At 50.2% G+C, this 25,001-nt stretch carries 10 protein-coding genes and 1 pseudogene; 9 read left to right on the top strand and 2 right to left on the bottom strand.

Annotated elements, in window-relative coordinates; all coding sequences use genetic code 11:
* The first annotated feature begins 50 nt into the window (after positions 1-50).
* The 4 genes and pseudogenes from ABEA66_RS05325 to ABEA66_RS05310 all read left to right on the top strand — a co-directional run.
* On the top strand, positions 51-3,509 hold the full coding sequence (locus ABEA66_RS05325; protein WP_425571476.1) for a carbohydrate-binding protein: 3,459 nt from the start codon (positions 51-53) through the stop codon (positions 3,507-3,509).
* 65 nt (positions 3,510-3,574) lie between these two features.
* Positions 3,575-5,308 (top strand): S-layer homology domain-containing protein, encoded by a 1,734-nt coding sequence (locus ABEA66_RS05320; RefSeq protein ID WP_345586738.1) that lies wholly within the window; start codon positions 3,575-3,577, stop codon positions 5,306-5,308.
* Between the two features lie 30 nt (positions 5,309-5,338).
* On the top strand, positions 5,339-9,814 hold the full coding sequence (locus ABEA66_RS05315; RefSeq protein WP_345586736.1) for a beta-L-arabinofuranosidase domain-containing protein: 4,476 nt from the start codon (positions 5,339-5,341) through the stop codon (positions 9,812-9,814).
* Positions 9,815-9,913: 99 nt separating this feature from the next.
* Positions 9,914-10,060: pseudogene (locus tag ABEA66_RS05310) on the top strand (glucuronoxylanase); the annotation flags it as partial.
* A 104-nt stretch (positions 10,061-10,164) separates the two neighbouring features.
* Here ABEA66_RS05310 and ABEA66_RS05305 read toward each other — a convergent pair.
* Positions 10,165-11,718, bottom strand: coding sequence for an S-layer homology domain-containing protein (locus ABEA66_RS05305; protein WP_345586734.1), 1,554 nt, complete (start codon positions 11,716-11,718; stop codon positions 10,165-10,167).
* A 200-nt stretch (positions 11,719-11,918) separates the two neighbouring features.
* A complete protein-coding gene (locus tag ABEA66_RS05300) occupies positions 11,919-19,442 on the bottom strand; it encodes an endo-1,4-beta-xylanase (protein WP_345586732.1) in 7,524 nt (2,507 codons plus the stop codon).
* 430 nt (positions 19,443-19,872) lie between these two features.
* On the opposite strand from ABEA66_RS05300, the gene ABEA66_RS05295 reads away from it, so the two are divergent.
* From ABEA66_RS05295 to ABEA66_RS05275, 5 genes are all read left to right on the top strand, one after another.
* Complete coding sequence (locus ABEA66_RS05295) at positions 19,873-20,850, top strand: DUF4097 family beta strand repeat-containing protein (RefSeq protein ID WP_345586730.1); 978 nt, start codon at positions 19,873-19,875, stop codon at positions 20,848-20,850.
* Positions 20,831-21,529: a cell wall-active antibiotics response protein LiaF gene (gene liaF, locus ABEA66_RS05290; RefSeq protein ID WP_345586728.1), complete on the top strand. Its 699-nt coding sequence runs from the start codon at positions 20,831-20,833 to the stop codon at positions 21,527-21,529. Before ABEA66_RS05295 ends, liaF begins: the two co-directional genes overlap by 20 nt.
* On the top strand, positions 21,526-22,602 hold the full coding sequence (locus ABEA66_RS05285; protein WP_345586726.1) for a HAMP domain-containing sensor histidine kinase: 1,077 nt from the start codon (positions 21,526-21,528) through the stop codon (positions 22,600-22,602). The genes liaF and ABEA66_RS05285 overlap by 4 nt, the downstream gene beginning before the upstream one ends.
* The gene (locus tag ABEA66_RS05280; RefSeq protein ID WP_345586724.1) at positions 22,599-23,228 is read left to right on the top strand and encodes a response regulator; all 630 of its coding nucleotides are present in this window, start codon (positions 22,599-22,601) and stop codon (positions 23,226-23,228) included. Before ABEA66_RS05285 ends, ABEA66_RS05280 begins: the two co-directional genes overlap by 4 nt.
* Before the next feature lie 159 nt (positions 23,229-23,387).
* Complete coding sequence (locus tag ABEA66_RS05275) at positions 23,388-24,833, top strand: alpha/beta hydrolase family protein (RefSeq protein ID WP_345586722.1); 1,446 nt, start codon at positions 23,388-23,390, stop codon at positions 24,831-24,833.
* Positions 24,834-25,001: the final 168 nt, after the last annotated feature.

Genomic DNA, 25,001 nt, shown 5'->3' with positions numbered 1-25,001 from the left:
TACTATTATAAGAGAGGTGGAAGGATTCAGTGAAGCTATGGAAAAAAATGATGTCAGTGACGATGGCTTTAACGCTCATGGCCCCATTAACCCCGGTCATGGATAGGGCAGAGGCCGCAACAGCTGCGGTCGCTCCGGCACTTGCAAAAACGCCTGGAAAAGGCAATCCGCTATTTACGCAAAAGTTTGGAGCAGATCCCTATGCAATGGTTTATAACGGAAGAGTTTATGTTTATATGACAAATGATACGTTGGAGTACAATGCTGACGGGACCGTTAAGGATAACGGGTATAGTTTGATTAATAAGATAACGGTTGTTTCGTCTGACGACATGGTCAACTGGACAGACCACGGGGAAATCCCTGTAGCCGGGCCGCAGGGCGCTGCTAAATGGGCAAGAAACTCCTGGGCCCCGGCAGCAGCACATAAAACGATAGACGGCAAGGAGAAATTCTTCCTCTATTTTGCAGATAGTGCAAACGGGATCGGCGTGCTCACAGCGGACAGTCCGATCGGACCGTTTACAGATCCCATTGGAAAGGCTCTGGTCAATAGAAATACCCCGGGAGCTAGCGATGTTACATGGCTTTTTGACCCAGCGGTACTGATTGATGATGATGGAAGCGGGTATATCTATTTTGGCGGCGGTGTTCCGACAGGTAAGGACGCTGACCCGGGAACCGCACGTGTTGCAAAGCTTGGAGCGGATATGATCAGTTTGGATCTGGCTGCTAGCGGAGGAGCGGTTAAACCTATTAACCCGCCATGGTTGTTTGAGGACTCTGGAATTCACAAATACAACGGGAAATATTATTACTCTTATTGCACTAACTTCTCAGGCGGACATCCATCGGATATTCCTACAGGAGCTATTGCCTATATGGTAAGCGACAACCCGATGGGTCCATTTACCTTTGTCAAAACCATACTGCCCAACCCCGCTACCTTCTTCGGAGTGGGAGGCAACAATCACCATGCCATCTTTGAATTCAACGGTCAATGGTATATCACTTACCATGCCCAAACCCTTGCAAAGGCCATGGCGGAAAGCGGGACGGTACCACAAATGGGAGGGCAGCCCCATGGATACCGAAATGCACACATTAATAAGGTAAGCTTCGATGGAAACGGAGTCATCCAGAATATTACCGGAGATTATGCAGGTGTTCCGCAGCTGAAAAATGCGAATCCCTACACAAGGGTTGAGGCCGAAACCATTGCTTGGAACGGGGGAATAACCACGGAGAGCATTACCGAACCTGGAGGCATGGTAAGCAGCATCAACCTTGCTGTCAGCAATATTAATGACGGGGACTGGACAGCCGCATCCAAAGTGGATTTTGGCGCGACAGGCGCAGGGACATTTACAGCCAAGGTTGCCAGCGGTTCGAGCGGAGGAACGATAGAGCTGCATCTCGATAGTGCGGATGGCCCGTTGGTGGGTACGCTTCCCATTTCCAACACAGGAGGGGAAAATAGCTGGAAGACAAAAACAACCAGTATTTCCGGTGCCACGGGTGTTCATGACCTGTATATGGTATACAGGGGAGCACCAACCGGTAATCTGTTCAAGGTCGATTATTGGCAGTTCGAGCAAAAGAGCGCTGCCCATCAACTGGCTGCCATCAACGCGTCCATCGATAAACAAAAGATTGATACCGTTTCCGGGACCAACACGGCAAGCATGAAGGTTATGGCGATCTATTCCGATGGAACGAGTGAAGATGTTACGGCCCAGGCCGTTGCTGCGCCGGCGCAAAACGGCATTGTAAGTATCAGCAGCGGAATCATAACCGGCGTCGGCTATGGTTCGACAAGCATCGACATCAGCTATGGCGGAAAAACAGATTCACTGAATCTGCTGGTGAAAGACTTGAGCAGCGAGCTGAGGGTGAAGCAGATTACAGTGGACAATAGCTCCGTTGCACTCGATTCCGGTAAAACCGCTGCATTCAAAGTCACGGCAGAGTATTTCGACGGGCATACGGAGGATGTAACCAAATTAGCGACCTACAGCAATCCGAATCCGGACGTTGCTGACGTCTCCAACGGCACCATTACGGCCAAGGCCAGTGGAACAGCTAACGTGGTGGTTAGCTACAAGGGAGCATTGGGCGAAGCAGCAACCGCGCAAATTCGGATAAGCGTCAATACTCCTGCTGTTGTGGCTATTGAGGCGGAAACAGCAGCGGAAAACTCGGTCAACGCTTATGTATATGGCACCGCCAACGGCCATATCTGGTCGCTTGTGGACGGCCTATCTACGAAAGCCATGCAGTTTTTGCCTGACGATGGCACTTCGGTGACGCCGGGCACAGATGCAGCCAGCCTTGCTGCCGGGTCCAGATTGAATTATAAAATCAACTTCACGACTGCCGGAACCTACTATGTTTGGATCCTTGCCAAGAGTCATAGCTACCAAACGGACTCCGTCCATGTTGGGTTGGATAATCAATATAAATTCACCTCCAACGGGATTGAAGGTGTCAGTGGCGGTCAGTTTAAATGGGTGAATCTCAGCAACGGCGGTACGGTTGTGACGGGAGGTATTCCTTTGAATATTTCCGCCGGCGTGCATGAATTGAACTTTTGGGGAAGGGAATCCGGCCTTGCCATAGACCGGATCTATTTGACCACGAGTGCGGCAACGACAGATCCGGTTTGGCCGGAGACTAAGGTGCCTACAGCCGCACTTAGCGCAGACAGCAGCGTGAAGCCTGGAAGCAGCTTTACCGTAGGCGTTAGCCTGAACAACCTGACACAAAGTGTGTTTGCCCAGGACATCACCTTGTCTTATGATTCCAACGTATTTGACTATGTGAGTGCGGTAGGTGCAAATAATAACGTCCAGATCGTGACAGAGGATAAGGCGACCGCCGGAAAAGTGAGACTCATTGCCGCCAATATCGGAGGGGTATCCGGGGTCAGCACACCGGTTCTGAATGTAACCTTCAAGGTTAAGGCCGGTGTTCAGAATACAACCGGAACGATTGCGGCAACCCAAGCCAAGCTGGGTGTGGCTCCCGAGGGAACTGTGATTCAGGCGGCGCTCAGCAGCAAGAGCATAGCTATAGGCAAGATTGATGTCGTTGTAGACAAGACGGCATTGACAACCGCGATTACGAATGCACAAAGCTTGTATGACGCTGCTGTGGTTGGCACATTGCCGGGACAATACCCGCAAGCAGCCAAGGATGCACTCGGCATCGCGATCAACGCAGCCAAAGCCGTCAAAGACAGCTCAAGCGCGACGCAGTCTCAGGTTGACAATGCAGTCACCGCACTGAACAGCGCGGTAGATACCTTCAAAGCAGCTGTCATTAAGGAAGTGTCCGCAGACCTCAACAAGGATGGAATCATTGATGTAGGCGACCTCGCGATCGTTGCCTACCATTACGGTAAAGATTCCACCAGCGCAGACTGGGCAGCAGCTAAGATGGCGGATATGAACAACGATAATAAGATCGATATTATGGATCTGGCGTATGTTGCAACCAAGATAGACTAATAAATCAAGAAAAGGGCGATGGGAGACGTTTGTCTCCCATCCGTTCCTTATAGTGAGGGATCATAATGAAGATGCTCAAACTTCCACTTTATTGCCTGGCTCTTATGTTAGCCGCCACGCTATTATCTTCTTCGGCTGCAGCGCAAGTTCCGGATGAATTCGTGTTGCGTTCCTCGGCCACTAATGTGAAGCTGGGTGATAACGTGACTATTTCTGTTGCTGGCCATGTACTTACAGATTTATATGCTGCCGGGATGGAGCTAACCTATGATGCGCAGCTGCTAGAGTATACCGGTTATTCCAGCAGTCTAAGCAATCAGGCCTACGTGCTGGAGCCTAAAGTACAGGGAAACAAAATCCGGCTGCTATTCACTCTAACGGGCAATAAACCGGGAATAACCGGCGATAAGGATTTATTCACCCTTTCGTTTAAAGCGTCCCGGGTAGGGACGGCTTCCGTTTCCCTAAGCTCCTTGACGCCAGTCAACAGTGAGCCGAGAAAAACCATCGGCAATATAGGCAGCGGAATAACCATGTCGGTCATTCAATCACACTCGGGCTCCCGTTCCGGCTCCTATTCTGCTCCTAATGCCTGCTCCCAACAGACGTCAACGCCGTTATCGCGAAGCTCCCAAGGGACCTCTGCTTTGTTTTTCGATATATGGTCTGCTACCAATGGTATTGCGTGCATTAATGTAGGGTCCAATGATCTACTTGAAGCAGGCAGCAATTCCAAAGACAGCTCGGTAACGATTAAGGTCACCACAGGTTTGGACGTAAACAAAATCCAGCTGAATCTGCCGGCATATCAGCTTCAACAGCTCAGCTCGGAACCAGGTAAAGTCAAGATGGTTAGGATTGAGACGGATCTTGCTTCCGTTTCCATTCATAGGGATGTACTTGATGGCAGCGTGATATCAGAAATATCCAATTTGCAACTACAGATCGCAAAGGCAGACCCTGCCAGCTATTCACAGGATGTTAGAGCAAAAATCGGAAATTCCGTTATAAATGAGCTTCAATTGAGTTTAGACGGCAGCCCAATCACAAACTTTAACAAGAACCGTGTTGCAGTAGAAGTACCTTATACGTTGTTAGCGAATGAAAATCCAAATCAGGTAGTCATTTACCGTGTATCTGAAGAAGGAAAATTAGATGTGGTTAGGAACGGGTATTACAACCCGGCTGCAGGGAAGGTACAGTTCCATCCTGCCCGCTTCGGCATGTATACGGCAAACCACGTTCAGGTTTCCTTTAACGATATGGATGGGCACACTTGGGCGAATGACGCCGTTCTTGGCTTGGCGGCCCGTGAAGTAGTGAACGGTAGAAGCGAGGGTCGTTTTACACCGGATGGGGAGGTAACAAGAGCCGAATTCGTTAAAATGCTGATTCAATTGTTTGATTTGGAGGACTCCTCTGCAATGGCGTCATTTACGGATGCTGCTCCAGGTGCATGGTATTATAATTCCATTGCTTCTGCGCAAAAGGCCGGTCTTGTACAAGGCAAGGAGGACGGCAGCTTCGGCGTGAACGATCCGATCACCCGTGAAGATATGGCGGTGCTGATTTACCGGGCATCCAGGATGATTAATTCTGCAGCTGTTCAAGCAAACGGGACAACCGAGGATTTCCTTGATCAGGATCGAATCTCTGCCTATGCGAAGGATGCTGTTTTATTTGCTAAACAGACGGGCTTAATGGACGGGGTGGCAGAAGGGCATTTTGAACCAAAGGGTGTATCGACGAGGGCACAATCTGCAACCGTAATCTACAGGCTGTATCAAGCAGGGAAATGAAAGTAAAAAACTTTCAAAAGGAGCAATGTCATGAAACGGTTAAAAGGAATAAATAGGCCAATGAGGAAGAGCGTACCTAAGTTAATATCCTTAACATTAATGGCAAATCTAATGTCGGGTTTTTCTGGTTTCGCTATTCCGACATATGCAGCAGAATTAGATGGTTCAAAGCAGCCGGAGTTAAAATTTGAAAATAATATTGCAGATTCCTCTAGTAATAGAATTCAAGGGGTACTGAACGGCAACGCAAATTATGTTGACGGAAAAGTCGGGAAAGCATTGCAGCTAAACGGAACGAATAATTATATTGATTTAGGTACGTCACCCGCATTACAACCGCAAAATCTGACCGTTTCTTTTTGGGTAAAGCCAGATTCTGCGTTAAAAGGCGAGCATATGATCATGTGGAACAAGCCAAGTGGAAATTGGATGGGAGAAGGATGGTATTTAAGCATCCTGAGCGATACAGTTCCATTAAAGCTTTCCACGGGAACAAGTGTGCAGGAATCGTATGTGACAGGGGACAGAAGTACATTCTTTCCCGTTGGAGAGTGGACTCATATTGCGGTCACCTATGATAGTGCAACAAAAAATGTGGGAATTTACCGTAATGGTATTGCTCAAAAGGTTTCTTATAATAAGCAGGGCGGCAGCATTGTAGCAAATAATACCGATCATAAGTATTTAGGCTTTAACTCCCCCCTCTACGGCGGAGGCTATTCAAAACTGAACGTGGATGAATTCAAGATTTACAGTGTCGCTGCGTCAGATGAAGCTATTCGAAACGTTTATAAAGCGGAGGGCGGGTTTATAGACGAAAAGATCATTGCACAGCAAGATAAGGATGCAATCATTCTACCGGAGACAACGAGAGGCAATCTTACGTTCCCGGCAAAAGGGATCAATGGAAGCACCATCTCATGGAGTACTTCAAATGAAAATGTAATTTCAAATACAGGAGTGGTCACGGATCCAGGGGTAGATACTCCAATTACAATAACAGCCACTATAACCTATGGTTCCGTAACGTTAACCAAAGAATTTTCTGTCGTTGTGATAACCAGTAAGTATGCAGGAGATTCTGCAAAGCTCAAAAACTTTGACATGGAGCAGGTAGATGTTACAGATCCCTTTTATGTGAATGCATTCAATAAAGATGTTGAATATTTGTTAAAGCTTGATCCGGATCGTCTTTTGTCGGGATTCAGAACGGTAGCAGGTTTACCAAAGAAAGCAGAGCTTTATAACGGTTGGGAAGGCAGCTGGAGCTATCTTAGAGGGCATACATTGGGACATTACATGACAGCGTTATCACAGGCATATAAACAAACCAAAAATAATCCGGCTCTGAATGCGCAAGTGAAGAGCAAAATCGATTACATTATCAGTGAATTGAAGGCATGTCAGAATGCAAGCAGCAATGGATATGTTTTTGCAACACCGGAGGCTCATTTTGATGTGATTGAAGGCAAGATCGAGGGGCAAAGCTGGGTACCGTGGTATACCATGCATAAAATTATTGCAGGGCTTGTAGATATTTATAAGTACGAAGGAAATGGAGATGCCTTGCAGATTGCAAGCAAGTTGGGAGATTGGGCATATAACAGGACTCAAACATGGGACGATTCAACTCATACAAGAGTATTGAACGTAGAATATGGCGGTATCAACGACGCGCTATATGAACTCTATAAATACACCAGTAGCCCGAATCATTTAACGGCAGCCCATAGGTTTGATGAGGATTCCTTGTTTACCCCCATCGTTAACGGTCAAGATGTATTGTCGAACAAGCATGCAAATACACAAATTCCCAAGTTTATCGGCGCATTGAACCGATATCGTACATTAGGTGAAGCGGAATCGTTCTATTTGAAAGCAGCGGAGAATTTTTGGGAAATGGTGGTCAACGACCATACCTATGTAACAGGTGGAAATAGCGAAAACGAGCATTTCAGGGAACCCGGGCAGTTGGATAATTACAGGAATAACATAAACGATGAAACTTGTAATTCCTATAACATGTTGAAGCTTACAAGAGAGTTGTTCAGGCTTACCGGAGATATCAAATATGCAAATTATTATGAAAAGACATTGCAAAATGAGATCATGTCCTCCATTAATCCGGAGACTGGTATGAGTACGTACTTTAAACCGATGGGAACCGGATATTTCAAAGTATTTTCTACAGAGTTCGATAGCTTCTGGTGCGATACCGGAAGCGGTATGGAGAATTTCACCAAATTGGATGACAGTATCTACTATCATACCGATCAAGATCTTTATGTCAACATGTACCTGAGCTCGACGCTGAACTGGGCTGAAAAAGGCTTTCAGCTAACACAAGAAACCAATATCCCTCAAAGCGATAAGGCAACGTTTACAATTAATGCTGCACCTTCCGAGGCCATGAATATTAAATTTAGATCGCCAGAGTGGATTGCCCAAGGTCAAAAAGCAGCTGTGACGATTAACGGGGCAGCATTGAATGTGGAAGCAGCCAACGGATATATAGATATAAATCGTGTATGGAAGAAGGGGGATGTTGTTGAATTGACGTTCCCTTTGGAAGTACAGGTATCAACCCTTATAGATAATCCTGAAGCGGCAGCATTTACGTATGGTCCTCTTGTTTTAAGTGCAGGACTTGGAACGGAGCAGATGGTCGCGATTCCGCATCTTGCTTCGCAGAAAGCAAATTTGCCCCCGGGCGTAACCTTTAAGGATTATATCCTTGTTAAAGATGGCTCTGTTACGGACTGGATACATAATGTCAAAAACAATCTGGTTAAGACGGAAGGAAAGCTGGAATTCACTTTGCGGAATACGGATGAAGATAATCATTTGAAGTTTACGCCCTATTATTCACTATACAAAGAAAGATATGGGATCTACTTCTATTTATCTGCCTTAGATTCCCCGACGTTCCAAAAAAATATTTTGAATAAAAAGAATGCGGCAAAAAGGGCCATTGCCAAGATCGATGAAGTGCAAATTACGAATGACCAGCATGAATTAGCGCATAACTTGCAAGGAAATACGGGAGGAGGTTCCTACGGCGGGGAACAGTATCGTCAAGCATGGGGCGGGGCAACAGGAGCCGCATGGATAAGTTATGATATGGCAGTCGATCCTTCCGTTACTAATTATATATCCACCAAATATTATAGCGGTGATAAAGGAAGAACCTTTAATGTATATGTTGATGGCAATCTCATTAAGGAAGAAACCATAGCAGCCAAAACCCCCGACCAATTTTATGAGGTTAGATATCAAATTCCGGCGAATTTGATAGCGGGAAAAACAAAAGTAACTGTAAAGTTCGCCAACAAAGGATCGGGTTACGTGGGCAGATTATTCGGAACGGTTTCCATTCTGAAAGACTATAACAATAGCACGAAGCTTCAGAGCGTTACTGCAGGCGGAACGTCAGCGGCATTGACGGATAACCATTATTCAGTTTCTGTTCCTGCTCATTCTACAGAGGCTCTAGTTAAATTCACTCCCGAAAACGCGAATGCTTTGGTATATGTTGATAATATCTTAATTGACGATACAGCAGAAAGAAAAGTAACTTTACTATCTGACACGACAACTTTGAACGTTAGAGTGGTTGCCGAGGATGGAGTAAGAGAAACAGCTTATACCTTAAGCCTCAACAAACAAGCACAAGAAGCAACGGCTGCACTTACCGCAGACAGCAGCGTGAAGCCTGGAAGCAGCTTTACTGTGGGCGTTAGCTTGAACCATCTGACACAAAGTGTGTTTGCCCAAGACATCACCTTGTCTTATGATTCCAACGTATTTGACTATGTAAGTGCGGTAGGTGCAAACAACAACATCCAGGTCGTGACAGAGGATAAAGCGACCGCAGGAAAAGTGAGGCTCATTGCCGCCAATATCGGAGGGGTATCCGGGGGCAGCACGCCGGTTCTGAATCTAACCTTCAAGGTCAAGGCCGGCGTACAGAATACGACCGGAACGATTGCGGCTGCCCAAGCCAAGCTGGGCGTGGCTCCCGAAGGAACGGTGATTCAGGCGGCTCTTGGAAGCAAGAGCATTGCTATAGGCAAGATTGATGCCGTTGTAGACAAGACGGCACTGACAACAGCCATTACGACTGCACAGGGCTTGTATGACGCTGCCGTAGTGGGCACACTGCCAGGTCAATACCCGCAAGCAGCCAAGGATGTGTTCGGCATAGCAATCAATGCAGCCAAAGCTGTCAAAGACAGCCCAAGCGCGACGCAATCCCAGGTTGACAATGCGGTCACCGCATTGAACAGCGCGGTAGCTGCCTTCAAGGCGGCCGTGATTAAGGAAGTGTCTGCAGATCTCAACCAAGATGGAATCATTGATGTAGGTGACCTTGCAATGGTTGCTTACCATTACGGTAAGGATTCCAGCAGTGCAGACTGGACAACAGCCAAGATGGCGGATATGAATAGCGATAATAAGATCGATATTATGGATTTGGCGTATGTTGCGTCCAAAATATTTGAATAGGTGATTAGCTAGTCGTCATGATTAGAAACGAAGTGAAACAGAACATTGCAGCGAGATAGCAAGCAGCTAGTTCGGGCTTGCTCTCTCTGCTGCTCAGGCGAGCTTTGGATGACGGAGGTTTATTATCCGGATAGCGACAACAAATCGGCGGATCGCTGGCCCGAGGCATTGTAGGTGGCTTATCATATGCACAATGCTTTGGCAGAGGGAGACTTTCAAGCCTATGTATGGTGGTATATCCGCAGGATATTGCTGCGCATAATCTCCTAAACGATAAAGGATCAGCCTCCCGGCTTAAGGGAGGCTGATTGCATTTTACCGATTCCAAGGGACCGTCAGAAGCTGCAGCATTAAAAACTCAAGAAATTGTAAATCACTTGGGCTGCCTCCGCTCTAGTTCCGACTCCTTGAGGGATGAACCTGTTATCCTCCCGGCCCTCGATAAGATGCAAGCCTTTCGCATTCCTGACATAAGGCAAGGCCCATGGAGAAACCGCGTCCTCATCATCAAAGGCAGCTCCGGCAGGTATAGCATCTGCCTTATGGTGCAGTAGATAGGTGCGCATAAGCATGGCAACCATTTCTTCCCGCGAGATCGGTGTCCCGGGCTCAAAGGTTGTTTCGCTCGTTCCTTCAACCATTCCGGCCTTCACTGCAATGGAAACCTCAGGGAAGAACCAGTCAGATTCCGAAACATCCGAGAAGCGGATATCCCCTTTGTCGGTTAAATGAAGGGCCCTAACCAGCAAAGCGGTGAATTCAGCCCGGGTGATCATCCGTTCCGGCTCATAATTCATGTCGCTGGTACCAGCTACAATATGCTTGGCAGCAAGCTCCGTAATGACCTTCTTCGCCCAATGACTATGGGGAACATCCTCGAATACTTTGGTATATTCTAAGGCGGCATATTGGCTAAAATGATGAAGGTCGGCGGAAATTTCCCCATTGGTGAAGGTTCCGCCCATAAACTCAAGCGCTTCATCTTTCGTTATGTGATAAACGGAGACCAGCTTGGCGTCTAAGGAAGGATCTACTTTCAATCGCAAAGTAATCGGCTTTGTGAAGGTTGTCAAGGAAATGGTCTGATTTTCTCCTGTAATCAATTGCAGGCTGAATTCGTATACGTTGCCGGACAGCCTTAAACCGACGTGATGGGAATGCTGAAGCCGGTCTATCAGCTTCCCTGCGTCATCGGGAGGCAGCGGATTCATGACGAAATAGAGTGTACTGGTATTCAATTGTTCCTCGGATACAGCTCCTTTTAACTGCAGAAGCACCTCGGGAGGCAGCTCCACGCTCAGATTGTCGTTCCTGATCTCGAGGCGGGTCCGGGGGTCGGTGCCAATCTGGCTCATTGCTATTTTCACTTCCGTGGCGCCGGCAGGAAGCTCTACGGTTTTTTTGCCATGACCATCATCCGTCATTTTTACAGGAGCAGGAGTAGAGGACGGTCCGTTAGCACCGCCGGAAGCTCCTCCGCTGCTATGGCCTCCGCCGTTATTGCCGCTGCTTCTATTCACAATGCTAACGGTTTTCTTGACACCAATGGCTGCTTCTGAAGTATGCAATTGGGAATCAACAACATTCACCAAGGTCATTTGATCAAGCCCAATATCAGCCGTTCCGGCAGCTATCCCTGTGAAGGTAAGAGTAAAAAGGGTTTGGTCCCCGTTCAATCCCTGTACTGCCCCTACGCCTGTATGTGCGAGCAGAATCCTGTTGCCATTGATAATGGGGTCGACAGTAAACCCTCCGGATGCATTGCTTTCAGCGGAATGGAACTTGAGCCTCGTTGCATCATAGGTAAGGTTGACTTCGTATGCATATAAGTCCTCCAGCTGTAATCCTTTAACACTGACCTTCCATTCGCTGCCGACGGCAGCCGAGTCTGCGTTTGTTGTCAATATGAACCGGGGTGATCCTTCCGCATACGCATGCGATATGGAGGCCGAACTAATGGAGCTTATGAATATGGTCGCAAGAATCATTCCTATCAAACCGTATCTTCTAGGCATAATGATAAGTCCTTTCTACCCAAAATGCCGGAAGGAAGGTAAAGGATAAGGGCTAAGGCTACCTTCCTCCGGAAAAACCATGGCTTGCTTCAATATTTCAGAATCAATCTTGCGATATACGCCAGGTCGGAAATATCTATCCGGCCATTTTGATTCAAATCGTAGCGCATATAAAGGCTCCAGTCCGGTGAATCGGAGGTTTTATTGTAGTTATTGGCCATGACTCCCAAATCCCCGATGGTAGCTTGGGTCTGAAGGGAGCTTTGGAAGGCTTGCAGCGCAAGGTTAAGCTGAGAGAGAGCCTGCTCCACCTGCTCTTGGGCAGCGGAAGGATTCGAGGCTGTTGCCTGTGCAGCGTTGACCGCTGCCTGCAGGGCCACCTTGGACCCGACTGGATATTGTCCCCAGAGAGTGCCTTCCGTAGCAGCATTCAAGCTCGCAACGGCCGTTTCAATAGCGCGATTCAGTGCCGTTTTATCGACTGAGCTTATAACGACTCGATAGGCAGGCCCGCTGCTAACGTTCGAGACTGCTCCGTTACCGTCAGATACCTTTACATTCGTCAGGTATACGGCGCTAGTGACCGTACCGGACACAGGAAGCGCCTTGAACTGAAGCTGAAGCAGGTCCCCGTCGCCGTTCACGGCGTTCTTCCCGCCTTGAGAGACCGCCAGAATACGTATTTGGCCAGGTGCCGCTTCATGGGTGTCAACGACGGAAAGTCCTGTTTTCAACGATTGAACGCCTAGAAGCTCGAGTTGGGAAGCATTATAATTGACCGTTACATCTTGGGCGTAGACACTCTGTGTTACGTTACTCAATCCATAGTTCACGTTAAAGGACTGGCCGGGAACGACACGATCTACACCCGTTAATGCTGCTGAAAGTACGTTCGAGGGGAGCGTTCTAACCGATTTGGAGGGACCGTTCGTACTCCAATTGCCGGCCGTATCTCCTGCTTCAACCTTAAATGTATAGCTCGTATTCGGCATTAAGCCAGTAACAGGATAGCTATATACAGCTCCGGATACAGGAATTGGTTCAGCATCTACTCCATTGAATATCCTGTAGCCGGCCACCCCGCTTACGTCCTCAGCCGCCGTCCACGTTAATGTGAGCCCCGTGCTGGTTACATTGGATTCTTCGAGCCTACTGCCTTGTGCCCATGTCGGCGGGGTCGTGTCAGCCGCTGTCCTGCCGATGAGGGTGAGGTTCCCGAATACCTCTGTGGATTTATTCGCTCTTCCAAGAATATCATTCCATGTAGCCACGCTCTGGAGCGTAGACCCTGCTGCATCGTTTACCTGCGCATCGAAGCGGATCCTTGTACCGTTTTGCGGTGTTATCGTTTTAAACGGTATCTTCATTTCGACCACATAATTCGTTCCGTCTACAGCAGCTGCCGACTCAAAACCGGGGGATGTGGCCGGCGTCGAATTGCTGAGGAACTTGAAGGATTGCTCATTTGCGTAGTTGACTCTGTACTCTCCGTCATCTTCGCGATAAGGCCATGCGTCCACCCGGTCTTCGTCCACGTATGCTTCAACGGAGTCCTGGTTCGCCTTATTCGTGCTTGATTTACTGAGCTGCGTATCTTTTACCTGGAACAGTACATACAGATGGTTCTCATCCCAGAGAGCTCTCGCAGTTCCTGAAGCTCCTGCCGTTGCCATTAGAAAATGATTAATCTGCATCTCTGGGGCATTGTTCCAAATATCATCGACGGTTCCGTCGATTGCAGGTGTGCCATACGGAGCCGTGGAGCTGCTCGTCTCAGGCGGTGAATAGAGCGGATGCTCTGTCAGGTATTTATCCGGATCAATGATTGCGTAGTAGGCCGGCTTCGGCGCCAGAGAACCAACGAAAGGCAGCGGATTTTGGCTGGCTCTCCAGCTGAAATTATCCGCATATCCCCAGATGGTCACTCGTGCTATTTTATCGGCGTGCTTCTTATAGATTTTGAATAATTGCGCGTATAGACTTGCCTGTTTATCCGCCCATTCCGCAGATAGAGAGGAGTTCATTCCAGCCAGAACATCAAGCTCGCTGATGCTGAGCTCAACGCCCAACGAGGCGTACTTCACAATTGCAGCCTCAACATTGGCCGGGTTTGTTCTCATATCGTAATGAGACTGCAGACCGATACCGTCAACGAGGAGCTTTCCCGGGTGGGTCTGAGCATATCTATCGTTCATTTCTTTTATCATGTCGTAGATAGCATCTCTCTTCGCAGGGAATTCCTCATTGAAATCGTTATAGTACAGCTTTATGTTCCACTCGGGATGGTCATTCAGCACGGCTCTAGCCGCGAGGAATGCCTGCTCTACGAAGTCCGGGCCTACGGAATAATACCATGGCGATTTCCGCATCGCATCTTTCCAATTGGCAACAGCCGGCGGTCCATCCTGCATAGCCTCATTGACGACGTCCCAAGAGATTACTTGATCTCCGTAGTGCTCCATCACGGTTTTGATATGAGTCCTCATATTGGCAAGAGCCTCGTCACGGCTGAGGTAGATCGGATTACCAGCTGCATCCTTCAATGCATTTCCAGCTGCGTCTACCTTTTGAGTAAACCACGCAGGGGTCTGGCTGTGCCACACCAGCACATGGCCATGGATATTCATTCCCATACTCTGGGACTTCGCAACCATGCTGTCTGCGGTAGTAAATGTAAAGGTACCCTTGTTTTTCTGCAAAGCGTCCGGCTTCATCTCATTGCCAAAGGTCACGGTGTTAAAATGATAGTTATAGAAGGCATTCTGCCCGTTGCCCGGTGTCAGATCATTGGGTCCAGGCACATTTCCGAGCAGGAAGTCATTCTTATAAGCCTCTTTGAGAGGAACTATATTTGGCAAACCCGTGTCCTCGAAGCTGAAATCGTCGATATAGTAGGAGGCTGTAGTGCTGTTAGGGCTTTCCACATATAAAGTTACATCATCGTCCAAAAAACGATAGGTGCCTTCCAGCTTGACCCAGCCGGCTGTGTCACTTACTGTTTGCTGCTGAAGGCTAATATAGTAAGGTGTTGCCGCATGAACGACTGCGGTAAGCTTTAATTGCGCGCTTGTCGGGCTGGCGAGCTTGACCCATACGGCAGCTTTGTATTCGTGGCCGATCTTGACGGCGTTCTTCACATGGATGGAAGGCCCATCCGAATTGGCATTTCTTCCGGTTACTTTCAAAGCGTACGTTCCGCCTGTCGTATGATTGGCTTCGTTTGTCGGGGTCAGGGTTACGGTAGCGCTGCCCTGCGGCGTGAAGCCTTGAAGCGTCTGATCCTCAAAATCTTTGGTAATAGCTGCCGATCCGTCTCCTGCGATGGTAAGCGAGCGGATGCTTATACTGGCGGCTCCTTTAGTTATGGTCAGTACAAATTTCCCATCCTCAATGGAAATATGGCAGGTAACTCCAAGTAATTTTAGCTTTGCATCATTAGCAAGTAAATCTTGTGCTTTTGCTTGCAAGGTTACTGCGTCATTCCCGGCTGCATTTGGAACGGCAATACGGTTTCCTATTAGAGCCGCTGCTTGCTCCACCGCCTGTTGGTCGGAATTAACATTCCCAGGATCAGCCGCAGTCATCAATAAAGTCACATTGGAGAATGCCGCATCCAAATCGATGGAGCTGCTTTTGTTTACAGCAAACAGACGAAGCTTGGCATTTTGGAAGAAATCAGGAGTAAATGACACATTCGTTCCCATCGTATTCCAAGTGGAGCCGCCGGTCGTTGAATAATACCCCTGTACACCGGTTCCATTCTTCACTATCCGAATCCAATAGCTTGAACCATTCAGGTTGGTGCTCGAAGTATTATTCGTCGTGCTGGTACCCGATTTACTCGCATTATGAACTTTGGTATTCGTGTTTACCTTTTGGGCATCAATTTCATAATTATCTCCACTGGAAGTATTGTAGATACCAATACCCGCTTGTGTGCCGTTTGTATCGGATGCACTAAGTGCTATATTCGTGTTAATGGTCGCTGTAAGGGTCCAATTCCCAGCTAGTGAAACCGGTAACTGCAGTATGTTACGGTTATTGGGGTAATCCGCATCCGCCTTAAAGGCTTTTACAGCTACAGCGCTCTTGGTTGTACTGATAGAAGCTTCAACATGGTCCGGGTTCAGGATCTCCCAGCCTGCCGGAAGCCCATTGGCAAAGCTTATGACTTCATTTGAATTAAATGCTATTCTATACGTTTTCACATTCTGTCCTTTAATAAAACGTACAACAGCTGTACCTAGATTACTTTCGGCCTGGGAAATACTTACTTGTTCATCCGGATCATTTGATGACGCCGTTACTATGGGTACGGTGCTTCCAGTAACGGTATACGAATAATCGGACTTACTCACATCAAAATCGGAAGGCTGGACTCCGTCAACGAAAATATGATAAGTGGATACAACTTCGGGTGTTAGCGAAAGCTGATCGGCAAAGAGGATGTTGGAATCCTTCGCATACAGGGCCAAAACCACCTTGGCTGTGCCATCCGGCTCATTATAAGTGAATGGTTGGTTAGGGGTCTCATGCCAGTCAGCCACCTTAACGTCGACAGGCTGGAAGGAGGTGAGGCCGAGCGGTCCGCCCTCCAGGATGCGGCCCACAAGTTGTCCGTTGGCGTTCCAGTAGGCTGGATCTCCGGCTTCACGAGCTGCGTACGGCTCAGGCATATCACGGCCATTGATAGGAGTTAGGCCCAGCTGTTTTCCTTCGCTGTCGTAATATACCAGGGCAATTTCGACGTCGCCCGGGTTTTCCGCAGCAACATCATAGCTCTCCGGACGGCTCTTCATGGAGAGAAAATACCCCTTGAAGTTGTATTTTTCTCCTTTTGTCAGCTTGCCGGTAACATCCTGCCATATCCCGTCATATTGGCCAGCGGCATCAATGCGGCCGGAAATTTTTACAGAGCCGGCAACCTTCGATGTGGAGCTGTTCTTGAGATAACGCGAAAGACCCGAGTAACTCTGAATGGTATCGGCCGTTAAGGAAGGCTCTGTTACCGATTGTAGAAATGTCCCGTTATTGAATCTGCCGGTGGCCCAATTGTTTGTATTGGAGGCATTGGCGGTATCAAAGTCCCCGTTAAGAAGAATATTGCCTGGTATGGAAACGGTCGAGTTGTTAGCAGCGGTACTCCAGTCGGAATCATTGGCTCCGAATAAGAACCGGTCAACGGTTAGGGAACCATTGGTCCCGTTCGTCGCTGCTACGATATAAAGATCCTTATGTCCATATGCGCTAAGGTCCCCTGTAGCTACCATGTCTTGATATTTGCCGTACTTGTCGTTAGCCGGTACCTGAATTTTGGCTACCTGCGTACCTTGCGATACTATATCGGCCGTGTCGTTCACTGCGGTACCAGTTGGCAGGACGTAGGCAAGAAGACTGCCGCCTTGTGTTGACTTCACCTGTGCGGTTAGATACAACAAGTGTCTGCGGACCACACCGCCGTTAGCGGAGCCATCTGCAAAGTTCACGTTTTTGTATGCGAGATATTTTCCGTCACTCAGTGTAACAGCTTCATTGGCACGGCCGGCATTGCCTGCGGTGTCGCCTGTAACGCCATTGTCGTTTCCTTCCGCTTCCAGGGAGGAGAAAATATCGCGCTCACCGTCAAGACCGTTATACGAGGCATAAGTGCCCTGGGACGGTACAATGGTGACGATACTGGCTGATGGAATGTCTATACGGAACTTGCCGTTTGTTACGGGAATCGCATCGAGCTTCTTCTGATTCTCGCTGCCTGAGGTACGGAATACAGTTACGCTCTTGGTGCCTGCCGGGAAGTCCTTCAGCGTAAATTCCAAAGGCTGAATGCTGTCGTCGTTATTGGCGTTGGTGACCGTGATGGAGAAATCATTGTTGTTCGGGTTCTTGAAGCCGACCACATTCACATCGGTTGCGGGTACCCGTGTGACATCGAAGCGTACGTCGCCCGGCTTCATAAAGCGGGAGAAATGGCCGAAGCCGTAAAAGCGCTTGAACACGCGGTATTCACCGGTCAGCGTGCTGATGCGCCCGGACTTTTGCTGGGAGTTGGTAGTAACGAAGCGAATCAGGTCGGAGCCGTCTGCACCGTTGCTATCCCACATACTCCACCAGACGAAGCCGTTAAAGCCCGGATTGCTGGTGAACATATTCGTCATCAGATTGGACCAGCGTACAGCGTCATTGATGTTCTGATTTCCGTAGCGCTGGGTGTAAGCACCGGCTGATCCGTCGCTCGTGTCCTGATTCATGAACTCCGCCTGCCACAGTTTATACCGGGTAAGATACTCCGGATACTTGGATCCGTCCTTCGTATAATCCAACGGGCTCTGGGAAAAGTCTCCCGTATGGTAAAGCTTTGTCTCATCCGTGCCGATGCCGACGGTGCCATACAAATGGGTAGTAAACACGTCGAGGTATGGATTTTTGTTTAACGCATTGGCTTCGTCGGTTTCGGAAAAAACGGCGCCGCCTCTGCTTAGAGAAGCACTGAGGTTGGTTCCGTCCAATGCAGCAAGCTGAGGGATAAAATCAATGACCTTTCCGTCAGGATCCTTGATATCGTAGAGCGCGCCGCCGGGCTGCATGGATTTTTTTAGGGCAGGACCTATATAGCCGTCAATAAGCTCCTGGACATAGGCTGCGGTCCCGCCTGCGAGGTCAACCTCATTAAAGGGGTTGATATGGGTAATGGGGATCCCCCATTGCTCCCACATGCCGCGGATATAATTGACGAGATAATCGGCATAAGCCTGATAATAAATTTTTACGGTTTTTCCATCTATTGTGGCTGTGTCGCCGCGGATAATTTTGTTAGGAGCATTGGTCGAGGAATTGCTCATCCAGTAAGGTACCGTCCACGTGCAGGCGTAGAATTGCTTAACGCCATACTGCATAGCCTGGCGCATGGTCCACACCTGGTCGAAATCGAAGAGCTCTTTTCTCGTACGAGGAGAGTTTTTGATCACAACAGGATCGCTGTCAGGTGAGCTGAGGAGGTTGGTAGGGCCTCCGTCGTCATTGGCAATCGGCCGATTCCAAGACGGGTAATCCCATACGAAGCCCTCCACAGGCACCAGCGTACCCGGGTCATGCTCCGGCTCGTTAGGCCAGATACTATCGGTATTGCCGTCGTAATAACGATCGCTTCCTTCTATTTTATAACCGTATTGGCCGGCCGTTCCTCTCATGGGAATGGGATTCCCCTGGACGTCAAAGCCGGGCTTTGTTACATCGGCAAGCAAACCCGTTACCGGGTTAAAGCCAGGGCTTGCTGCTGTACCGCTGGCGGTGAGGCCGCCGTTATCGCCTATGATCACACGTACGATGTCGTGGCCGGTGCCGTCCTTCTCGCTGAATGTCAGATTAAGCAGATGCCTTACGGTATCCTGATGGCCTGCGGCAGCAAGCTGCATCATATGTACGGAATCGGTGTATGCATAGGCAGCGCCTGCTCCGTCCATAGTCTGGTAGGTATTGTACCAGTTCGCTGTCACCGGAGCAGCCATAGCCGCAGCCTGAACCGGGGCGAAAAACGGCACAGGGCTGATGATGGAAAGCAGCAGCGCGCTAACCATCTTAGCGGCAAGTGCTTTTCGCCAGCTAATGTTTCTCATTCTACATGTTCCTCCTTAGCTTTCATCTTGTTAAACAAGGCTCGGCTCAATCAATCTAAACACCTGATTGGAAGCGCTGACAACAAACAGGATCCTCGGTCTTGCTGGCGATAAGCATCTCACCTCCTTCGAAAAAAAACGTAAATGACCTATGTATGGTAAGGCTGGTCTATAGCTCATAATGTACCATCCCTATGACAATATTGAACATATACATTAATTTAAGACTTAACTTCCTCTATTACCGGAGAGAAGGAGAGAGACCTTACCATTTTTTGAGAGCTAACATCTTTTCCGTACAAACCAAAATCTGCTGACAGCTTCTACTAAGACCGGGGTCTTAGAGCATTCCTGGATGGAGGACGGGTTACAGGCGGATACGAATTTGGTATGATGGGGGGAACATGGGTATCGGGAAGGCAGGAGCGGTATGAAAGGTAAAAAGCAAGTCGGTATAGCATTGCTTGGGATCGGTTTGATCCTCTTAATCAGTGCTGTTCCGAAAGAAGGGATTGCGTGGAGGCCCAACGAAGCGGCCGTGGGCGGGGGAAGCCTGCCGCAGACGATAGGGGTTCATGCATCCGGAATGAATGTAAGAATCGTTACGGAAGAAAGGGATGATGTGCTTGCCGTTATGGAGGGCAGCGGAGCACTGCATGCCAGTACTGTCGGCCAAGCGGTCGAGATCAGCGCGGAGCGCGGCCGGTTTGCGCTGTTCCCGCTTCGCTCCACACTGGTCGTGCACCTTCCGTCGGCTTATCGAAATCGGCTGTCAGTGAATTATGACGAAGGAGACTTCGCTTTCGAAGTACCGAAGGAAGCGGAGGGAGGCGGCTTGTCGCTGGCAGAGCTGACGATTCAAGCCAGGACAGGACAGGCGAAGCTGGCAGGCGTACATGCAGGTAGGCTGCAGTATACGGCAACGTCCGGCTCGTTCCGAGCGGAATCGGTCGTTGCCGGAAGCGCGTCCATCGAGCTGCAGACCGGTGACGTCCAACTCGATACCTTTGCCGGCAAGCTGAGCGTCGTTTTAAAGCAGGCGGGGGAGCTTTCTGCTGCCCATATGACGGTAAACGGGGGCGACTTTAACGTAAAGAGCGGTGAAGTCCGCCTGGAGCAGTACAACGGCCCGCTGCACGCTGAAATGCAGTCCGGCGAGCTGGTAGCGGACTTTCGCGAGCTGACCGGTCCGGCTTATGCTCGAGTAGGGAACGGAAGGGCCGAGGTTCATTTGCCGACACCTGCGGACGCCCGGATAGAGGCGAAGGTCGAACGCGGTAACGTCGACAGCCGGTACCCATTCGAGAACATAGATAAGCGTTCTGAAAAAGAGCTCTTGGCATCCAGCGGGGAAGGCCGCATTCCAATCAACGTGGAGGTGTCCGCCGGTGAAATCACGATTAAATGAACGGCATCACCTTTCCGGGAACCGTGGCATGATCAAACGTATCGGCCGGCATCCGGTCACGCTTTTTGTCGTCGGGTTTGCTGTATTGTATTTCATTGCAGTCCGATATGGATACGGCGATTGGCTTGATCCGTTGTTCGGGCTCGGAGCAGGTTTACTTGTTTACCGCTATCTATCGAGAGCGGCCGCCGTCTTGCCATGGGCGTACGCCGTGGTCCAGGCGGCTGTGAGCCTGGGACTATCGAAGAGCGGTACGCTTATGGCCGCCGCAGTGATGGGCTGCGGATATTTGCTCCTGGCGGACTTTTCTCCAGGCCGCGTGTGGAAACGGCTTCAATGGACCGGTACTCACATTCGGTTAGACTATATGGAGCCTGTCCGCATTGATCGCGGTATGGGCGACGTTCGGCTTGATTTGTCCAGCGCTATCATCCCGGAAGGTGAGCATAGAGTGTTGGTCGAGCGATGGGTGGGAAGTATCGTTGTTTACGTTCCGCCCGATGTCGAAGTAAGCGTCGTAGGTAAGGCGGGCGCAGGCAGCATGGATGTGTTGGGCAGCAAATCAACCCGGTTCAACCGGTGCGTAGAGTATCAATCAGAGAAGTATTCCCAGTCAGGCACGAGGCTCCATATCGTCGTGACAACTATGGCCGGAGATGTGGCGGTGAAGTATCTATGAAACGAACTCCATTTATGGGAATCCGGTGGAAATGGGTCTGCGTGCACCTGCTCGCAGCCGTTCTCGTTATGTCGACATCGGCAGTCGCGATAACGGCTTTGTTCGGTCTGCCAATTCCATTCTTGCTGCTAGCCCATACTCCGACACTGCTAGGCGCCGCCGTACTGATCGCTGCGGCCGGGACCGTCCCGGGTTACGTATACGGCGGACGAATGAAGCGGAAGCTGGAGCAGCTGGCCGACGCGGTTTATCACTACGAGCGGGGGTATTTTACCCATCGTGTACCGGGGAGCCTGACCCTGGAGAACGATGAAACTGGCGTTCTGAGTGCCCATTTGAATACAATGGCGGAGCGCGTCGAGCTGCAGGTGGAGTCGCTGCAGCGTCTAGCGTCGGAAAAGTCGGAGCTAGGCGAGCGGCTCAAAGCTGCTGCTGTGCTCGAAGAGAGACAGCGCATTGCGCGCGACCTGCACGATGCGGTTAGCCAGCAGCTGTTTGCCATAACGATGATGACGTCGGCACTGGCCGAAAGCGAAGATTTGAACGCGGATAAATCACGCAAGCGCCTTGCTGCCGTACAGTCGCTGGCCGAAGAGGCGCAGAAGGAAATGCGGGCGCTGCTGCTGCAGCTGCGTCCCGCGGTTCTTCAAAGAGCAACCTTGAAGGAAGGCTTCGAGGAGCTGCTGCAGCAGTATGCGGAGAAGCATGATGTGTCGATACAATCCGAGATCGAGGATTTGCACGGAATGGCCGGCGGGGTCGCCGATCATCTCGTTCGTATACTGCAGGAAAGCTTATCTAACGCGGCGAAGCATTCGCAAGCCGCATCGATTACCGTAAAGCTATTTTTGTCCGGCGGCCAAATCCATCTTAAAATAACGGACGACGGCATAGGCTTCGACAAAGCTAGGGTGCAAGCCTCGTCGTACGGCCTGCGGATTATTAGGGAACGCGCCGTTGAAATCGGGGGCGTCGCCGATATCGTATCGGTACCGGGAGCAGGGACTCAGATTCACGTCCTGGTGCCGTGTTCGGACCGGGAGCAGGAGCAGGAAGGGGAGCGTAGTTCATGATACGTGTATTATTGGTGGACGACCATGAAATGGTCAGAATGGGGTTATCCGCTTACTTGGAGATGCAGCAGGATATCGAAGTGGTCGGCGAAGCCTCGGACGGCAAGGAAGGTGTACGGCTGGCCGGTGAGCTGAAGCCTGATGTCGTCGTTATGGATCTGGTCATGGAACAGATGGACGGGATTGAAGCAACCCGAGCGATTTGCAGCAGCGGCGATCCGGTCAAGGTCATCGTGCTGACCAGCTTTTTGGATGACGATAAAGTCTATCCCGTTTTGGAAGCGGGAGCGCTCAGCTATTTGTTAAAAACGTCCCGAGCGGAGCAAATCGCCGAGGCGATTCGAGCGGCCGGCCGAGGGGAATCCGTGCTTGAGGCCAAAGTAACGGGCAAGGTGCTGTCCAAATTACGCCGCGGAGACGAGCCGAAGCCGCATGAAGCGCTGACGGCCAGAGAACTCGAGGTGCTCCGGCTCATCGCACTCGGGAAGTCGAATCAGGAAATTTCGGAGGAGCTAATTATCGCGATGAAAACCGTGAAAACGCATATCACGAACATTTTTGCCAAGCTTGGTGTAGAGGATCGTACGAAAGCCGCGGTTTACGTTCACCGCAACGGCTTGTTGTGATCGGTTTTCCGTTCGGACGAGTTCGGTCTCAGATGTCTAAGACCGTGGTCTTAGACGAAAATACGGTTATGGAACGTTTTGGCATCCGTTGTTTTTTTATAAGCTTAAAGCGTCAACAAGCTGTTGGCCTTAAAAAACAACGGAAGAAGGCTGAACTCATTGAAACGATACGTAAGCATTGCCAAAAAACTCGCCGGGCTTGCGCTGGCTGTCGCTGTTGCGGCGCATGCTCTGCTGACCCCTTCTGCAGCACATGCAGAGTCCTCTCGCTATAAGGAAGAACCGATTCAATTTCAAAGCGGAGAAACGAAGTTAAGTGGAACGGTTCTGATGCCGAACACACCGGGCCCTCATCCGGCCGTCATACTTGTGCATGGCTCCAATTCATCCGACAGGGAAAAATATCGCAGCGAAGCGGAGATGTTCGCAACAGCCGGTATAGCGGCGCTTATTTATGACAAGCGGGCAGACGGATTCACCCAATCCCGCGCCGGCGGCCGGTCGTACTCCATTCTGGCGGAGGATGTGAACGCGGCAGCGGCGGCATTAAGCGCCCGTTCGGACATAGACCGGAAAGCGGTCGGTCTGTGGGGCATCAGCGAAGGAGCTTGGGTCGCCTCGCTCGCCGCAACCCGGGAAGCCAGTCCGGCGGCTTTCCTAATTACCGTCGGCGCCGCCGGTGTGCTGCCGATCGAGCAGCAGTCGTGGCAGCTGGCGAACCGGATGCAGGATCAAGGCGTATCGTCTCCCGGGATGGCAAGAGCGTTCTCCGAGAAAAGCTTGCAGCTGGCTTTGTCCGGGGGCATGTTTGCCGAAGCTTTATACGATCCCATGCCGACGTTTGAACAGGTGAAGCAGCCGGTGCTCGCCATCTGGGGGAGCCGGGACCGGGTAGAGCCAGCGCTGGACAGCTCGAAACGGATTCAGCAGGCACTTCAGCGGGGCGGGAACGACAAGGCGACCCTTCGTTTTTTTGCCAACGCAGGCCATTTGCTGAAAGAGACAGCGGATGGCATTAAACAGCTCGATACCTATCCGGCGGGTTATGCGGAGTCTATGACGTCATGGATTCAGCAAACGGCGGGCGGGAACGCCCCGAAATCGGCGGTTGTCGGTGAATGGCCTAAGCAGGAAAGTCACGCTCCTTCCGGCATTGGCAAATTGCACTGGCATAATAGTGCATGGCTGCAGGCCGCCATAGCGCTGGTTCTACTCTTCGGCTTTGCAGGGGTCGGCATCGGCACAGCATTTCGTACGCTGCGCAAGAATGCGGGAACTGCTTTGGAACCGGGACGGCGTTCAAAAATCGTCCTGTGCGCCGCCGCTTCCTTGACCGTCCTCGGGTTCCTGCTTTATTTCGGCTTCCTGCTCACTTCGGGAGCCAAACAGCTTGCGCCGGTATGGCTTGGCCGCTCCTTGGTTTGGCTGGTGCTGCAAGGACTTGCTTACACTGCGCTGGCTGCCGCATTAGTTCATGCAAAATCGCTTTGGGCGGCTAGATTCACCATGGCAGCGGCGGCTGTCAGAGTCCGCAGCGGGGCACTTCTTGCGGCAAGCGTGCTGTTTATCGCTTGGGCGGCGTACTGGCAGCTGTTCTTCCGGTAACGGCTTCATGCGAACGTGAGCTGCCGACCAACTCTGGCATGCAGGATTGCAGCAGCGAAATTACATCAATAGGTAAAAGTCCAAAGCCACCACTTAGAATGGAGTGGTGGCTTTGGATAGAATCAGCTGGTGCCGATGACGAGTGCGATGATTGGTGCCTCGAAGTCA

This window comes from Paenibacillus vulneris, assembly GCF_039543185.1.
GTDB lineage: Bacteria > Bacillota > Bacilli > Paenibacillales > NBRC-103111 > Paenibacillus_S > Paenibacillus_S vulneris.
Note: the sequence above shows the minus strand (reverse complement) of the source record. Positions and strands in the feature narration are given on the sequence as shown.

Excerpts from the sequence above, each read along its gene's own strand:
- ABEA66_RS05325 (WP_425571476.1), top strand. The coding sequence starts at position 51 with ATGTCAGTGACGATGGCTTTAACGCTCATGGCCCCATTAACCCCGGTC.
- ABEA66_RS05315 (WP_345586736.1), top strand. The coding sequence starts at position 5,339 with ATGAAACGGTTAAAAGGAATAAATAGGCCAATGAGGAAGAGCGTACCT.
- ABEA66_RS05320 (WP_345586738.1), top strand. The coding sequence starts at position 3,575 with ATGAAGATGCTCAAACTTCCACTTTATTGCCTGGCTCTTATGTTAGCC.
- ABEA66_RS05300 (WP_345586732.1), bottom strand. The coding sequence starts at position 19,442 with ATGAGAAACATTAGCTGGCGAAAAGCACTTGCCGCTAAGATGGTTAGC.
- ABEA66_RS05295 (WP_345586730.1), top strand. The coding sequence starts at position 19,873 with ATGAAAGGTAAAAAGCAAGTCGGTATAGCATTGCTTGGGATCGGTTTG.
- ABEA66_RS05285 (WP_345586726.1), top strand. The coding sequence starts at position 21,526 with ATGAAACGAACTCCATTTATGGGAATCCGGTGGAAATGGGTCTGCGTG.
- ABEA66_RS05280 (WP_345586724.1), top strand. The coding sequence starts at position 22,599 with ATGATACGTGTATTATTGGTGGACGACCATGAAATGGTCAGAATGGGG.